Below are 14,363 nucleotides of genomic sequence, written 5' to 3'. Positions count from 1 at the left end.
ATGTCCTCGTCCCCCTCTCCCGCGGAGCTCGAGAAGCGCGCCCGCCGCCGCGCCGGCGCCAAGATGGGCTGGTACATCCATGCCTTCGTCTACGTGCTGGTCAACCTCGGGCTGGTCGTGCTGTCGGCCTCGAAGGGCCACACCTGGGCCGTCTATCCGCTGATGGGCTGGGGCCTGGGGCTGCTGGTGCACGGCGCCGTGATCTGGTTCATCGCGCCGGGCGGCGACTTCTACGAGCGCCTGGTCGAACGCGAGCGCCGCGCGCTGGCCGCCGGGGAGCGCCGTTGAGCCAGGCCCCTGCCGCCGCCCGCCCCAGGTTCGGCACCGAGAACCTGCGCGACCTGCTGCGGCACGGGCTGATCACCGCCGTCTTCTGCTGCCTGATCGCGGCCGCGCTCAGCATCTCGAGCGGCCGCAGCTGGGTCAACCACATGGTCTATTCGATGTCGATCGGCCTGATCAGCTGGCTGTGCATCGACGGCGGCCGGCTGCTGATGAGCGGCCACCGCGAAGTGCTCTGGCCGCATGGCCCGCAGAGCATCGCGCTGATCGGCTTCGGCGTGACCGCCGGCTTCCTGCTCGGCAACCTGATCGGCGACGCCTGGAGCGGCGCCCCCTTGCTCGACTTCCTCGACTACCGCGGCCACAAGCTGGCGACCACGCTCACCATCACGCTGGTCGCCACCGCCGGCGCCTGCTTTTTCTTCTACAGCCTCGGCAAGAGCAAGCACCTGCAGGGCCAGATCGAAAAAGCCAGGCGCGATGCGACCGAGGCACGGCTCAAGCTGCTCGAAACCCAGCTCGAGCCGCACATGCTGTTCAACACGCTGGCCAACCTGCGGGTGCTGATCACGCTCGATCCGCCGCGCGCCGTGGCCATGCTCGACCGGCTCAACAGCTACCTGCGCGTCACCCTCAGCGGCTCGCGCACGCTCGCGCACCCGCTGGGGGCCGAGTTCGACCGGCTGGCCGACTACCTCGAGCTGATGTCGGTGCGCATGGGCGAGCGGTTGCGCTACACGCTCGAGCTGCCGGCCGAGCTGCGCGAGGTGCCGGTGCCGCCGCTGCTGCTGCAGCCGCTGGTGGAGAACAGCATCCGCCACGGCCTCGAGCCCAAGGTCGAGGGCGGCGAGATCGCGGTGCGCGCGCGCCGCGAGGGCGAGCTGCTGGTGATCGAACTCAGCGACACGGGCATCGGGCTCGATGCCGCGTCGCCGTCGACGTCGCGCGACGGCGGCGGCTTCGGCCTCGAACAGGTGCGCGAGCGGCTGACCACGGTCTATGGGCCGCGCGCCGCCCTGACGCTCGCGCCCGGCGAGCACACGGGCACCCGCGCCACCTTGCGCTTTCCGCTGCAGGCTTCCTCCACCGGCGATGCGCCGGCCGCCTCCCCCACGCCATGAACACTGCCACCTCCCCCACCGCGCTGATCGCCGAGGACGAACCGCTGCTCGCGCAGGCGCTGAAGGCCGAACTGGCCGCCGCCTGGCCCGAGCTGAAGATCGCCGCCATCGCGGGCGACGGCCGCAGCGCCGTGCGCGAGGCGCTGCGGCTGCTGCCGCAGGTGCTGTTCTTCGACATCCGCATGCCGGGCCTCGACGGCCTGGGCGCCGCCACCGAGCTGGCCGATGCCTGGCCCGCGGACGAGGCACCGATGCCGCAGCTGGTCTTCGTGACCGCCTACGACGAGTACGCGGCCCGCGCCTTCGAAGCCCAGGCGATCGACTATGTGCTGAAGCCGGTGCAGCCCGATCGGTTGCGCAAGACGGTGGCGCGGCTCAAGCAGGCGCTGGCCGCGCGGCCGACGGCCGAAGCGCCGCCCGACGAGGCGCTGGACCGCACGCTCGCGCGCTGGCGCGAGGTGCTGGCGGCGGCGGGTGGCGCCGGCGCGCCGCTGCCCGAACCCTCGGCCGCGCCGCTGCGCATGATCGCCGCCAGCGATGCCGGCGGCAGCACCGTGCGCATGGTGCCGATCGACGAGGTGCTGTATTTCGAGGCCGCCGACAAGTACCTGCGGGTGCTGACCGCGGACCATGAATACCTGATCCGCACGCCGCTCAAGCAGTTGCTGCCGCAGCTCGATGCGCAGACCTTCTGGCAGGTCCACCGCGCGGTCGTCGTGCGCGCCTCGGCCATCGAGGCGGTGCACCGCGACGAGGCCGGCAAGCTCGCCCTCGACCTGCGCGGGCGGCCCGAGCGGATCCCGGTCAGCCGGCTCTACGCCCATCTTTTTCGCGCCATGTGAAATCCGGGCCGGTGCGTCGCCCAAAGAAAAAGCCGGCTCCGAGGAACCGGCTTTTTCATTTGCTCACGTCTACCGTGGCATTTCAGCGCCAGTGGCCATGGCCGCGGTAGTAGCCGCGACCGTAGTAGCGCGGGCCGTAGTAGGCCGGCGGCGCGTAGTACACCGGGGCCGGACGGTAGTAGACCGGCGGCGGGCGGTAGTACACCGGCGGGGGCGGCGCGTAGTAGACCGGGGCCGGCGGCGCGTAGACCGGCGCCGGGTAATAGGCCGGGGCACCCACGCCCACCGACACGCCGGGAACGCCGACGCCGATGGACCAGCTCACGTCGCCGCGAGCGCTGGCTGAGGTGGCCGCGAACAGGGCACCGGCGGCGACGACGCCTGCGGCGGCCCACTTGAAGAAGGTAGAACGGGTGACGCTCATGATGTTGGACTCCTTGTAGGGTGGGCATTCGCTGCCCATGTACGTATTGAACGCGCCAAATGCAAAGTGGTTGCCCGCCACATTGTGAAGAGCGTTGCCAAAGGTAACCTGAAGAGTCCCCTAATTAGAATGCGTCGATGACCTCCCCGACCGACAAAGACGTCGCAAAAACACCCGCCGCACCCAGCAATTTCCTGCGCCACGTGATCGAAAACGACCTCGCCCAGGGCGCCTACGCCGGCCGCCGTTGGGGCGGGGCCCCGGGCGATGCCGAGCACCACGCCCATGGCATGAGCGATCCGGCCCGGGTCCGCCTGCGCTTTCCGCCCGAGCCCAACGGCTACCTGCACATCGGCCACGCCAAGAGCATCTGGCTGAATTTCGAGCTCGCGCGCGAGTACGGCGGCGTCTGCCACCTGCGCTTCGACGACACCAACCCCGAGAAGGAAGAGCAGGAGTACGTCGACTCGATCCGCGACGCCGTGGAATGGCTCGGCTACGAGACCTACCTGGCCGACCGCCCGAGCGCGCCCGGCGTGATGCAGCCGCACGAGTACTTCGCGAGCGACTACTTCGACTTCATGTACCGCGCGGCCGAGTACCTGATCGGCGCCGGCCTGGCCTACGTCGACGAGCAGTCGGCCGACGAGGTGCGCGCCAACCGCGGCGACTTCGGCAAGCCCGGCACCGACAGCCCGTACCGCAGCCGCAGCCCCGAGGAGAACCTCGCGCGCTTTCGCGAGATGCGCGACGGCAAGCTCGCCGACGGCGCCGCCACCCTGCGCGCCAAGATCGACATGGCGAGCCCCAACATCAACATGCGCGACCCGGCGCTCTACCGCATCCGCCGGGCCACGCACCACAACACCGGCGACAAGTGGTGCATCTACCCGATGTACACCTACGCGCACCCGATCGAGGACGCGCTCGAGCAGATCACCCACAGCATCTGCACGCTCGAGTTCGAGGACCAGCGCCCGTTCTACGACTGGCTGCTCGACCGCCTCGCCGAAGGCGGCCTGATCGCCAGCCCGCATCCGCGCCAGTACGAGTTCGCGCGCCTCAACGTGACGCATGTGCTCACCAGCAAGCGCAAGCTGCGCCAGCTGGTGGAGGAAAAGCATGTCGACGGCTGGGACGACCCGCGCATGCCCACGCTGGCCGGCCTGCGCCGCCGCGGCTACACGCCCGAGGCGCTGCGCCTGTTCTGCGAACGCAGCGGCACCACCAAGTCGGGCGGCTGGATCGACTACGCCGCGCTCGAGGCCGCGCTGCGCGACACCCTCGACCCCGTGGCGCCGCGCGCGATGGCGGTGCTCGACCCGGTCAAGCTGGTGATCACCAACTGGGGCGAACTCATGGGCGGCGACGCTGCGCTCGACGACTGCTCGGCGCCGATCCATCCGCACCATCCCGAACTCGGCAAGCGCGCCTTCAAGCTGGGCCGCGAGGTCTGGATCGAGCGCACCGACTACGAGGACGTGCAGCCCAAGGGCTTCTTCCGCCTGTTCCCCGGCAACAAGGTGCGGCTCAAGTACGGCCATGTCATCGAGTGCACCGGCGCCACGCGCGATGCCGAGGGCAAGCTCATCGAGGTGCAGGCGAAGCTGGTGCCCGACACCAAGAGCGGCACCCCGGGCGCCGACGCGATCAAGGTCAAGGGCAACATCACCTGGGTGGCCGTGGCCGACGCGGTGCAAGCCGAGGTGCGGCTCTACGAGCGGCTGTTCTCCGAAGCCAATCCCGGCGGCGGCGAGTTGCTCGAGGAGCTCAATCGCCACAGCCTCGAGGTCTGCGCGGCCTATGTCGAGCCCTCGCTCGCCGACGCGAAGCCCGAGGCGGCCTTCCAGTTCGAGCGCCACGGCTACTTCGTGCTCGACGCCAAGGCGGCCGCCGCCGGGCAGCGCGTGTTCAACCGCGCGGCGGGCATGCGCGACAGCTGGGGCAAGTAGGCCCCGGCGCTCTCGCCGCATCACGAACCGGGGCCGCGTGCCCCGGTTTTTCATGGTGCTTTCCGACAACCGGGCGCGGGCCATGCCGCCACAATGCGGCCCATGTCACGCATCCTTCACGCTCCGCTCTCCACCCGCCGCACGCTCCTGATCGGCACCGCCGCCCTGCTCGCCCTGCCCGCCACGGCGGCGACCAAGAAGGCCGGTGGCGCCAAGCCCCAGCCCCCCGAAGTCTGGCCCCGCGCCTCCCAGGTCCCGGGTGGCATCGCGCGCCTCTCGCTCGGCCCCGCGGCCGCGCGCCCGCTGGCCACCACTGGCGGCGACGGCAACCAGCCCGTGCTGGTACTCGGCGACGCCATCGAATGGACCGCCCTCGTCGGCATTCCGCTCGCGGCCGAACCCGGCGAGGCCAGCATCTCGGTGCAGGCCCGCCCCGATGCCGCGCCGCGCCAGCTCGGCTACAGCATCGCGCCCAAGCAGTACCGCGAGCAACGCCTGAACGTGGCGCCGCGCACCGTCGACCTCTCGCCCGAGGACCAGGCGCGCTACGAGCGCGAGCGCGACCACCTCGCCACCGTGACCGCCACCCGCACCGAGCTGCGCCCCGATGCCGCGCTGCAGATGCGCGTGCCGGTGCCCGGCCGCCGCTCCAGCTCTTTCGGCCTGCGCCGTGTGTTCAACGGCCAGTCGCGCAATCCCCACAGCGGCATGGACATCGCGGCCGGCACCGGTACCCCCGTGCTCGCGCCGCTGCCGGGCAAGGTCATCGACACCGGCGACTACTTCTTCAATGGCGGCACCGTCTGGCTCGACCATGGCGGCGGCCTGCTGACCATGTACTGCCACCTGAGCCGCGTCGACGTGAAGGTCGGCGACGTGCTCCAGACCGGCGACAAGCTCGCCGCGGTGGGCGCCACCGGTCGCGTGACCGGCCCGCACCTGCACTGGTCGGTGATGCTCAACCGCGCCATGGTCGATCCGGCGCTGTTCATTTCCGCCTGAACGTTGCGCCGGCACCTCGCCGGCGGTCCGGGCCGGGGCGCCTCTGTTGGCAAGGCGCTCGACGCAAGTAACAATTCGTTTTCAGACCGCGCGCCGGGAGGCCCCATCTCGGGGACGCGCGCCGGTCCGTTTCACTTGCACCAGCCCTCATGCAGAAGAACACGACCAGCGCGACCCGGACCGGCAATGCCATGCCCATCAGCGACGTCCAGATCCAGAAGGCCGTCGCGACGCTCTCGAACGCGCTGCGCGCCGAGAACATCCAGGACCAGAGCTACCTCGGCCTGTACGTGGGCGAGGACGCGCTGCACGACATCCACAACCTCAACAACCAGGTCATCTATGGCCGCCGCGGCTCGGGCAAGACCCACCTGCTGAAGGCGCTGCAGGAGAAGATCAACAACGACTTCGCGGCCTCGCGCCGGATCGCGGTCTACATCGATGCGCGCACCATCCTGCCGCATGCCGAGGCCGACGGCCTGAGCTGGGAGCAGTACGCGGTCATCCTGTTCAAGAACATCATCCGCAGCCTGGTGAACGCGTTCTCGAGCAACCTGCGCGCCATCCACGGCCGGGACGACGTCATCCCGCTGCGCCGCGATCCGCTCGACGCCGAAGCCGAGCGCCAGCTGCAGCACCGGCTCGAGGCCATCCAGCGCGAGCTCGACGGCAGCTCGCTCAACAAGCTCAAGGAGACGGCCCTCGCCGTCGAATCGATCGCGCAGGCCGGCGCCTCGCTCAAGCTCTCGAAGGCGCCCGAGCTGCAGGCCTCGGGCAGCCTGCAGACCAAGTCGCAGGAGTCGAGGCTCAAGGACCAGTTCATCAGCGTCTTCGACATCGCGAACCTGCTGCAGGAGCTGAGCGAGGAACTGCAACTGAACCGCGTCTTCTGCCTGATCGACGAATGGTCCGAGATCCCGAACTCGGCCCAGAAGCACCTGGCCGAACTGGTCAAGAAGTCCTTCATCGCGAGCCGCTTCAGCTTCAAGATCGCCGCGATCCCGAACCGCACCGACCTCGGCCACAAGACCGACGAGAAGTTCTACGGCCTGGAGGACGGCGGCGACATCTTCGGCTACCAGCTCGACAACCGCTACGTGTTCGAGATCGACAAGGCCAAGACCCGAAACTTCTTCAACCAGCTGCTGTGCAAGCACCTCGAGCAGCACAGGCCCAGCCTGTCCGACGAACTGCTGCTGCCCTCGCGCAAGAACAACGACGCCTTCATCAACGCCTTCCTCACCAACAAGGCGCTGGGCGAGCTGCTGATCGCGAGCGCGGGCATCCCGCGCGACTTCATCAACCTCTTCATCCATTCGTACGCGCAGTTCAAGAGCTCGGGCTCCAAGCACATCTCGATCAAGAACGTGCGCGCCGCCACCTCGGGCTGGTACGAGACCGACAAGAAGAAGCAGGTCGACGAGCACTCGGTCGAGAAGAACCTGCTCGAGAAGATCGTGCAGGAGATCGTGGTCGGCAAGAACTCGAGCCATTTCATGATCAGCGAGAAATACTCGGCCAATCCGCACATCCTCGGGCTGGTGGATTTCCGCGTGCTGCACCTGCGCAAGAAGGGCTACTCGCACAAGGACATGGCGGGCGAGACCTTCAACGTCTACTCGATCGACTACGGCTGTTACAACCACCTGAACATCACGCGCACCGCGCTCGACAACAACACGCTCGAGAACCTCAAGGTGCGCGACGACATCCGCGACATCCGCCGCATCCACCTGAGCGACGCCTTCTTCCAGAAATTCCAGCTCGCGGTCGGCGAGGCCTTCATGTGCGAGCACTGCAAGAAGCCGGTCGACACCACGCACGCGGCCTTCGTGAAGCAGTCGCTGTGCAACCACTGCTTCGAGAAGATTCCGGCGCGCAGTGCGCTGGCGGCTTGAGCGGCGCCCGTCTCAGATCGGCTGCGTCAGGTAGAGCGCCTCGCGCCCCACGATCACGCGCTGCGCGGGCATGAACACGGTGCAGTCGTCGACCGGCGCACGGATCTCGTCGGGGCCGTTGGTGGCGATCAGCTCGCCCTTGGCGAAAGTCTCGAAGCCGATCAGCGGGCGCACGAAGGCGAAGTCCTCGCTCTGGATCACGTGCGTCTGCAGCAGCTTGAAGCGACGCTGCGGCTCGGGCGTGGGGGCGGCCGGGTCCTTGTCGACCAGGCCGAAGTAGGCGAGGAAGTCGTAGGTGACGGCGGTGGCAAGGTCCGATGCCGAGCGCAGGAAATGCTGGCCGCACTCGACCACCATCGCCACGCCCTTTCCGTCGGGCCCGCCGTGGCTGCCGTACTGGATCAGCGGCGTGCCCGAGCCCAGGCCATCGGGCATCACGAGATGCACGGGCGGCCGGCCGATGGCCATCGCCACCTTGGCATTGCGCTCGAAGGACGGATAGACCCAGAACGGCACCACCGGCTGGCTGGTGGAATGAATGTCGAGGATGTGATCGGCGGCCTCGACCACCGGCCGCAGGATGCGCGCGCGGCGCAGCTCGGGGCTGTCCTCGGTGCCATCGAGCCACTCGGGCGACCAGATGCGGTTGAGGTTGTGGACGATCTGGCGGCTGTCGTAGGGCGCGGCTTCGGTGAAGGACTCGTAGGCGTCGATGTTCGCGAAGCTCACGGTGAGCGTGCCGATCTTCGGCCGCACGCCATGGTCGAGCAGGTGCGTGGCGGCCGTCATGCCGCAGATCTCGTTGCCGTGGGTCAGGGCATTGATGAGCACGTGCGGGCCGGGCTTGCCCGATTCGAAGCGGTGCACGTAGTCGACGCCGACATTGCCCTGGCGGTAGGCGGAGAGGTCGCGCGGGAGGACTTCGAGAGCGGGTGGGGATTGCGTCATGGTGGGGTGTGGCGGCTCGGGCGGGATCGGGGTCGCGCGAGTTTGCTACAGGCGGCGCGTTCTTGCTGGGCGCCGGTTCCGGCCCGATACGCTTCAAATTTGAAGCGTATCGGCGCAATTTGCGCTTCAGGCCGACGATTCCCCGCGCCGCGCCAGGCACTCGGCCAGCGCCTCGACCCCTAGCTGATAGACCCCCTGCCGCCGATGCACCTCGAACCCCAGCCGGCGGTTGATCGCGAGGATCGGCGCATTGGCCTCGGCGTTGTAGGTCACGACGGTGCGCAGTTCGGGATGCAGCGCGCGCACGCTGTCGAGCATCGCGGCCTTCACGGCCTTGGCCAGCGAGCGGCCGCGCCAGGCGCGCGCCACGCCGGTCAGGCGCTGGTGCAGGCGGTCGGGGGTGCGCGGGTCCCAGTGCGCCTCGCACATCGCGGCCAGCGTGCCGTCGGTGTCGACCAGCAGCACCAGGTGGTGCTCGCCGCCGCTGCGGTCGAGTTCGCGGTACCAGTTGGCGTAGCCGTCGAGCTCGTAGCGCGCGGGCGGCAGCTCGAGTTCGCCGAGCGGCATGTCGTTGAAGAGGTCCGAGAACGGCGCCAGCAGTTGCGCCAGGCGCTCCATCGGCGTGCGGCCGGGATGGATCTCGAAATGCAGCGCGCCGCCGGCCGTGCCCTGCGCCTTCCAGCGTGCGAGCTCGTCCGCGTCGAGGCCGTCGATCCGCATGCGGTTCTCGACCACGCGGTGCTTGAGGACCGCGCCCGAGGCTTCGAGGAAGGCATGGCCCGGAGGGTAGAAGGTGTTCATCGTCGCGACGGTCTTGCCGTGCTCGCGCATGAAGGCCAGCAGCGGCACCAGCAGCCGGCTGCCGATGCCGCGGCGCCGGTGCGCGCCGAGCACGCCGAGCCAGGCTTCCATGTGCAAGGCGAAGGGCTCGCTGTTCGGTGCGTCGGGCCGGCGTCGCCAGAGGATGATGTTGCCGACCAGCTCGTCGCCCTCACGCGCGACGAAACGCTCGGCCTCGAAGAAGGGCATGCGGCGCCGCGCGTCGTGCTCGAAATCGGCATCGGCGGCCTGCGGCTCGCCGGGGTGCAGCTCCTCGTCGCGGATGCGCCGGTATCTGTGGAAGCGCGCCCATTCGGACGCGTCGTCCGCATGGACATCGAAGCGCCGGATCTCGATCGTGTCGTTCGCCATCTCCCGTCCTCCGTGTTCTTGCCGGGGGCGCGATTGTGCCGAAGCGCGGTCGCGTGGCGCGCGCGGGCGAACGCATCTTTGGCTTGGCCGAAGGTTGGCGCTTCGACAATGGCGTTTCCGCCACCTTCGACGAGGAGTTCGCACATGCCCTTCCCGCCGCTGTCCCGCCTGGCCCTGGCCGCCGCGGCCCTGCTCGCACTCGCGGGCGCCGCCGCGCAGGAAACGAAGACCGACCCCGTCTACACGCGCGCGCGCCTGATGTCCTCGCACGAGGAGCCCGGCGGCAAGCTGTACCTGCACCTGAAGATCCCGCCGCGCTCGAAGATCCCGTTCACCACCCAGACCTTCAGGCTGGCCGACCGCAGGCTCGCGGCCGACATCGCCGACGGCACGCCGGTCGAATTCCTCTCGCGCCGGCTCGACGGCGAGAACACGGTGGTGGCGATCCGCGCGGTGGCCGAGTGCCCGCGCTTCCAGAAGTGCTGAGCCGCCCCCACCGCGAACCGTTCACCAGTTGACTTCGCGCTCCGGCGTCGCCGAGATGTGGTGGATCGAGAGGTCGGCGCCGTCGAATTCCTCTTCCTGCGACAGCCGCAGCCCGACGGTCTTCTTGAGCACGCCGTAGACCACGGCGCCGCCGAGCAGCGCCCAGACCACGCCCATGACGGTGCCGATGAGCTGCGCGCCGAGGTTCACGCCGCCGATGCCGCCCAGCGCCTGGGTGCCGAAGATGCCGGCGGCGATGCCGCCCCAGGTGCCGCACAGGCCGTGCAGCGGCCAGACGCCGAGCACGTCGTCGATCTTCCACTTGTTCTGCGTCAGCGTGAACATCGCGACGAAGATGGCGCCGGCCACGCCGCCCACCACCAGCGCGCCGATCGGGTGCATCAGGTCGGAGCCCGCGCACACCGCCACCAGGCCGGCCAACGGGCCGTTGTAGACGAAGCCGGGGTCGTTCCTGCCCATGGCCAGCGCCACCAGCGTGCCGCCGACCATCGCCATCACGGAGTTGACCGCGACCAGGCCCGAGATCTTGTCGATGGTCTGCGCACTCATCACGTTGAAGCCGAACCAGCCCACGCACAGCACCCAGGCGCCGAGCGCGAGGAACGGGATGTTCGACGGCGGATGCGCGGCCAGCGAGCCGTCGCCGCGGTAGCGGTTGCGCCGCGCGCCCAGCAGCAGCACGGCCGGCAGCGCGAGCCAGCCGCCCACGGCATGCACCACCACGGAGCCCGCGAAGTCGTGGAATTCATGGCCCGTGACCGAGGCGATCCAGTCCTGGATGCCGAAGTGCTTGTTCCAGGCGATGCCCTCGAAGAAGGGATAGACCAGCCCGACGATGACGGCGGTGGCGATCAGCTGCGGCCAGAATTTGGCGCGCTCGGCGATGCCGCCCGAGATGATGGCCGGGATGGCGGCCGCGAAGGTCAGCAGGAAGAAGAACTTCATCAGGTCGTAGCCGCTCCTGGCCGACAGCTCGGTGGCGCTGACGAAGAAATGGGTGCCGTAGGCCACGCCGTAGCCGACGAGGAAGTAGACGATGGTCGAGACCGAGAAGTCGACCAGGATCTTCACGAGCGCATTGACCTGGTTCTTCTTGCGGACCGTGCCGAGTTCGAGAAAGGCGAACCCCGCATGCATGGCCAACACCATGATCGCGCCTAGAAGGATGAACAGCGCGTCTGCGCCCTGTTTGAGTGCGTCCATTGGAGCTTCTTGCTGGTTTTTGGATTGATTTGGTGCGCCGCACCTGAATTCAGCAGGACGGCGGGCCAATGAAGCAAAAATGGTGCCCACAAGCTCGTCAATGGTGCGAAACGGGCCGAGATGGGGCTCAACGAACCCGGTGGGCAGGCACGGCGCACCGGAACGGATGCCGCCTGACGGTGCATGGCGGCACCCCGCGGCGGTTCAGGAGGCCGTCGCGCCGCGCAGGGCCTCGCGGTAGCGCCGGCTGCACGGCACGGTGCTGCCGTCGTGCATGTGCAGCCGGGCATCGCCGCCGTCGAGCGGCTCGATCTCGCGCAGCCGCGAAAGATTGACCGCATGGCTGCGGTGCACGCGCACGAACAGCGCCGGGTCGAGCTGGGTCAGGAAGTCGGTCAGGGTGGCGCGCAGCAGGTAGTCGTGGCCATTGACGTGCAGGCCGACGTAGTTGCCCTCGGCCTGCAGCCAGTCGATGTCGCTGGCGGCGATCAGGAATTCGCGGCGCAGCTTGCGCACCAGGAAGCGCTCGGGGCGCGCGGGCGCCGGGGGCGGTGAGGGTTCGGCGGGCGGCGGCGCGGGCGCGGCATCCGCCGGCTGCGGCGACGCTTCCGGTGCCTCGTCCGGCGCGTCGAGCACTCGCGCCTCGCCCTGCCAGCGCAGCATGAACATCCGGTAGGCCCAGATCCCGAACACGATCGAGACGTAGGCGCGCACGTCCTTCAGGTATTCGTAGCCCCACTGCGCGGCCCAGCCGCCGAAGGCGTAGTGCTCGCCGGCCACTGCATAGGCCAGCGAACGCAGCGCGAACATCGCCATCACGTGGACCCCGCTGAACACCACGCTGGCCGCCAGGTGCCATGCCAGGTAGCGCGCCAGCCTGCCGGGCGCCAGCGAGGCCAGCGGCGAGAGCCGGCGCTCCAGCGCCACGATGGCCGGCACCAGCAGCAGCAGGACCAGGTGGCTCGAGCCCTCCCAGACCACGATCTCCCAGGTCTCGCGCGGCACGGCGCGCGAGCGCGCGTCGACCATCGCCACCATGGTGTTGAACAGCGCCTGCAGCGCCATCACGACGATCCAGAAGCCGACCTCGACGTAGCGGCGGATCGGCTCGTAGCGGTGGTAGAGGTCTTTGCGCGGGCCGGCCATGGCCGGCGATTGTCGCGATCCGCGTGGCGAATGGGGCGACAGGGGCGGCCCAGGGGGCGGTTTTCTCCCCTGGTTTCGTCCCAGCGGGCTCACCGCTCGTCACAAAGTGCCGGCGATCCGTCCCCGGGGCGCGCCGCGGCGGCATCGCGCCTCGACCATGGCCACCTTTGCAGTCAGGAGCCCCCATGCCCGCCACCCCACCGCCCGCCGTCGAGCGCCGCCACGACATCGACGCCCTGCGCGCCCTCGCCTTCCTGCTCATCATCGTCTACCACGTGGCGATGTACTACGTGGCCGACTGGCCCTGGCACCTCAAGAGCCCGCATGCGGCCGAGTGGCTGCAGTGGCCGATGCGGCTGCTGAACCTGTGGCGCATGGACCTGGTGTTCCTGATCTCGGGCGTCTCGCTGGCCTTCCTCGCCCGCCATCAGGGCACGACGGCGCTGCTGGGCGGCCGCGGGCTGCGGCTGATGCTGCCGCTGGCCTTCGGCATGGCGGTGGTCGTGCCGTACCAGGCCTATGCCGAGGGCGTCGCCAACGGCCTGGTGGCGCCGGGCTTCGGCGCCTTCCTCGCGCGCTACCTGACGATAAGCCAGCCCTGGCCCAAGGGCGCCTTCGCGGGCGCCGAGTTCGGCATCACCTGGAACCACCTCTGGTACCTGCCGTACCTGTTCGTCTACACCGCCGCGGTGGCGTTCACGCTGCCGCTGTGGCGCTCGGCCGCGGGCCAGGCGCTGCGACGGGCCTTCAACGGGCTGCGCGGCGGCTGGCTGCTGCTGGTGCCGGCGCTGCCGCTCGCGGCCTTCACGCTGCTGCTGGCGCCGCACTACCCGCCGACCCACGACCTGGTGCGCGACCCCTTCCTGCACAGCATCTACTTCACCGTCTTCCTCTACGGCTACTGGATGGGCGCGGACAGCGGCATCTGGCGCGAGCTCGAGCGGCTGCGCCGCGTGTCGCTGGCGCTGGCCGTGGCGGTGGTCGCCGCCTACATCGCGTCGCGCACGCTGGGGGCCGGCCGGGTGCCCGACGAGGTCAACGCCGTGCTGCGCTCGCTCTACCTCTGGGCCGCGGTCGCCACCCTCCTCGGCCATGGCCACCGCCACCTGAACCGACCCTGGCCCTGGCTGCGCTGGGCCAATGCCTCGGTCTATCCCTGGTACATGCTGCACCAGACGCTGATCGTGCTGGCGATCGTCCGGCTGGCGCCGCTGGCGCTCGGCCCGGTGCTCGAGCCGGCGCTGATCCTCGCGGCCACGCTGGGCGGCTGCTGGCTGCTCAACGACGCGCTGATCCGCCGCGTGCGCTGGCTGCGGCCGCTGTTCGGCCTGCCGATGCGGGAAAAGCGGGCGCCGCGGCCGGCGCCCGCGGCGGCCCTGACGGCCGCGCGCTGAAGGCCTCAGCCCTTGTCCTCGACCGGCACCAGGATCGTGCTGCCCGTGGCCACCAGTTTCAGCGTGCCGTCCTCGGCCTCGCCGAACAGCTCGGCGGCGGTGAAGACCTGCTTGCGCCCGGCCTTCACGACGCGCCCGCGCGCCACGAAGGCGCGGCCCAGCGCGGGCGCGATGCAATCGACCGAAAAGTGCGAGGCCAGCACGCGGCCCGCCACGGTGGCGGCCGCGAAGCCGCAGACGGTGTCGAGCAGCGCGCCGATCATGCCGGCATGGAGGAAGCCGGCGTACTGGCCCATGTCGGCCTCGCGCCATGCCATGCGCAGCTCGGCCTCGCCCTGTTCCGCACGCACGACTTCGAAGCCGGCCCAGCGGTTGAATGCGGCCGATCGGTTCACGGCCTGGATGGTGTCTAGCATCGGATGCTCCTTCGAGAGGGGGACTCTCCTTGTCGAC

General features: G+C 69.4%; 14 protein-coding genes. 8 read left to right on the top strand and 6 right to left on the bottom strand.

All coding sequences use genetic code 11. From position 1 onward, the window contains the following. The 3 genes from ACEN9J_RS30415 to ACEN9J_RS30405 are packed head-to-tail and all read left to right on the top strand — an operon-like array spanning window position 1 to window position 2,245. Window positions 1–288 (top strand): 2TM domain-containing protein, encoded by a 288-nt coding sequence (locus ACEN9J_RS30415; RefSeq protein ID WP_413762866.1) that lies wholly within the window; start codon window positions 1–3, stop codon window positions 286–288. Continuing rightward, window positions 285–1,403 carry a sensor histidine kinase gene (locus ACEN9J_RS30410; protein ID WP_413762865.1) on the top strand — a complete coding sequence of 373 codons (1,119 nt, stop codon included), beginning with the start codon at window positions 285–287 and terminating at the stop codon, window positions 1,401–1,403. Before ACEN9J_RS30415 ends, ACEN9J_RS30410 begins: the two co-directional genes overlap by 4 nt. Further along, window positions 1,400–2,245, top strand: a complete 846-nt coding sequence (locus ACEN9J_RS30405; RefSeq protein ID WP_057592851.1) for a LytR/AlgR family response regulator transcription factor — start codon at window positions 1,400–1,402, stop codon at window positions 2,243–2,245. The genes ACEN9J_RS30410 and ACEN9J_RS30405 overlap by 4 nt, the downstream gene beginning before the upstream one ends. An 82-nt stretch (window positions 2,246–2,327) precedes the next feature. Here the strand turns inward: ACEN9J_RS30405 and ACEN9J_RS30400 are convergent, their stop codons facing one another. Next, window positions 2,328–2,669, bottom strand: a complete 342-nt coding sequence (locus ACEN9J_RS30400; RefSeq protein ID WP_261217399.1) for a hypothetical protein — start codon at window positions 2,667–2,669, stop codon at window positions 2,328–2,330. 137 nt (window positions 2,670–2,806) lie between these two features. Here ACEN9J_RS30400 and ACEN9J_RS30395 point away from each other — a divergent pair, with 137 nt between their 5' ends. The 3 genes from ACEN9J_RS30395 (at window position 2,807) to ACEN9J_RS30385 (ending at window position 7,521) form a co-directional block, all read left to right on the top strand. Next, window positions 2,807–4,621 carry a glutamine--tRNA ligase/YqeY domain fusion protein gene (locus tag ACEN9J_RS30395; protein ID WP_413762864.1) on the top strand — a complete coding sequence of 605 codons (1,815 nt, stop codon included), beginning with the start codon at window positions 2,807–2,809 and terminating at the stop codon, window positions 4,619–4,621. 102 nt (window positions 4,622–4,723) lie between these two features. Continuing rightward, window positions 4,724–5,623 (top strand): M23 family metallopeptidase, encoded by a 900-nt coding sequence (locus ACEN9J_RS30390; protein ID WP_261217404.1) that lies wholly within the window; start codon window positions 4,724–4,726, stop codon window positions 5,621–5,623. A 149-nt stretch (window positions 5,624–5,772) separates the two neighbouring features. After that, on the top strand, window positions 5,773–7,521 hold the full coding sequence (locus ACEN9J_RS30385; protein WP_413762863.1) for a hypothetical protein: 1,749 nt from the start codon (window positions 5,773–5,775) through the stop codon (window positions 7,519–7,521). A gap of 12 nt (window positions 7,522–7,533) precedes the next feature. Here the strand turns inward: ACEN9J_RS30385 and ACEN9J_RS30380 are convergent, their stop codons facing one another. Further along, complete coding sequence (locus ACEN9J_RS30380) at window positions 7,534–8,469, bottom strand: succinylglutamate desuccinylase/aspartoacylase family protein (protein ID WP_413762862.1); 936 nt, start codon at window positions 8,467–8,469, stop codon at window positions 7,534–7,536. Between the two features lie 126 nt (window positions 8,470–8,595). Then, window positions 8,596–9,660, bottom strand: a complete 1,065-nt coding sequence (locus ACEN9J_RS30375; protein WP_261217408.1) for a GNAT family N-acetyltransferase — start codon at window positions 9,658–9,660, stop codon at window positions 8,596–8,598. 144 nt (window positions 9,661–9,804) lie between these two features. Here ACEN9J_RS30375 and ACEN9J_RS30370 point away from each other — a divergent pair, with 144 nt between their 5' ends. After that, the gene (locus ACEN9J_RS30370) at window positions 9,805–10,146 is read left to right on the top strand and encodes a hypothetical protein (protein WP_413762861.1); all 342 of its coding nucleotides are present in this window, start codon (window positions 9,805–9,807) and stop codon (window positions 10,144–10,146) included. A gap of 21 nt (window positions 10,147–10,167) precedes the next feature. Here ACEN9J_RS30370 and ACEN9J_RS30365 read toward each other — a convergent pair whose 3' ends face one another. Both ACEN9J_RS30365 and ACEN9J_RS30360 read right to left on the bottom strand, forming a co-directional pair. After that, window positions 10,168–11,370, bottom strand: a complete 1,203-nt coding sequence (locus tag ACEN9J_RS30365) for an ammonium transporter (protein ID WP_413762860.1) — start codon at window positions 11,368–11,370, stop codon at window positions 10,168–10,170. Window positions 11,371–11,574: 204 nt separating this feature from the next. Beyond that, a complete protein-coding gene (locus tag ACEN9J_RS30360) occupies window positions 11,575–12,516 on the bottom strand; it encodes a LytTR family DNA-binding domain-containing protein (RefSeq protein ID WP_296731039.1) in 942 nt (313 codons plus the stop codon). A 185-nt stretch (window positions 12,517–12,701) separates the two neighbouring features. Between ACEN9J_RS30360 and ACEN9J_RS30355 the strand changes: the two genes are divergently transcribed. Then, entirely contained in the window at window positions 12,702–13,910 is a 1,209-nt protein-coding gene (locus tag ACEN9J_RS30355) for an acyltransferase family protein (RefSeq protein WP_413762859.1), read from the top strand. A 5-nt stretch (window positions 13,911–13,915) separates the two neighbouring features. Here ACEN9J_RS30355 and ACEN9J_RS30350 read toward each other — a convergent pair whose 3' ends face one another. Next, entirely contained in the window at window positions 13,916–14,326 is a 411-nt protein-coding gene (locus ACEN9J_RS30350) for a PaaI family thioesterase (RefSeq protein ID WP_261217414.1), read from the bottom strand. Window positions 14,327–14,363: the final 37 nt, after the last annotated feature.

The organism is Variovorax sp. Varisp41, from assembly GCF_047325085.1.
GTDB lineage: Bacteria > Pseudomonadota > Gammaproteobacteria > Burkholderiales > Burkholderiaceae_C > Variovorax.
This window is presented reverse-complemented; position numbering and strand designations above follow the sequence as displayed.

What these genes read in the sequence shown, in the direction of transcription:
- ACEN9J_RS30415 (WP_413762866.1), top strand. Translation starts at nt 1, where the DNA reads ATGTCCTCGTCCCCCTCTCCCGCGGAGCTCGAGAAGCGCGCCCGCCGC.
- ACEN9J_RS30405 (WP_057592851.1), top strand. Translation starts at nt 1,400, where the DNA reads ATGAACACTGCCACCTCCCCCACCGCGCTGATCGCCGAGGACGAACCG.
- ACEN9J_RS30400 (WP_261217399.1), bottom strand. Translation starts at nt 2,669, where the DNA reads ATGAGCGTCACCCGTTCTACCTTCTTCAAGTGGGCCGCCGCAGGCGTC.
- ACEN9J_RS30395 (WP_413762864.1), top strand. Translation starts at nt 2,807, where the DNA reads ATGACCTCCCCGACCGACAAAGACGTCGCAAAAACACCCGCCGCACCC.
- ACEN9J_RS30390 (WP_261217404.1), top strand. Translation starts at nt 4,724, where the DNA reads ATGTCACGCATCCTTCACGCTCCGCTCTCCACCCGCCGCACGCTCCTG.
- ACEN9J_RS30385 (WP_413762863.1), top strand. Translation starts at nt 5,773, where the DNA reads ATGCAGAAGAACACGACCAGCGCGACCCGGACCGGCAATGCCATGCCC.
- ACEN9J_RS30380 (WP_413762862.1), bottom strand. Translation starts at nt 8,469, where the DNA reads ATGACGCAATCCCCACCCGCTCTCGAAGTCCTCCCGCGCGACCTCTCC.
- ACEN9J_RS30375 (WP_261217408.1), bottom strand. Translation starts at nt 9,660, where the DNA reads ATGGCGAACGACACGATCGAGATCCGGCGCTTCGATGTCCATGCGGAC.
- ACEN9J_RS30370 (WP_413762861.1), top strand. Translation starts at nt 9,805, where the DNA reads ATGCCCTTCCCGCCGCTGTCCCGCCTGGCCCTGGCCGCCGCGGCCCTG.
- ACEN9J_RS30365 (WP_413762860.1), bottom strand. Translation starts at nt 11,370, where the DNA reads ATGGACGCACTCAAACAGGGCGCAGACGCGCTGTTCATCCTTCTAGGC.
- ACEN9J_RS30360 (WP_296731039.1), bottom strand. Translation starts at nt 12,516, where the DNA reads ATGGCCGGCCCGCGCAAAGACCTCTACCACCGCTACGAGCCGATCCGC.
- ACEN9J_RS30355 (WP_413762859.1), top strand. Translation starts at nt 12,702, where the DNA reads ATGCCCGCCACCCCACCGCCCGCCGTCGAGCGCCGCCACGACATCGAC.
- ACEN9J_RS30350 (WP_261217414.1), bottom strand. Translation starts at nt 14,326, where the DNA reads ATGCTAGACACCATCCAGGCCGTGAACCGATCGGCCGCATTCAACCGC.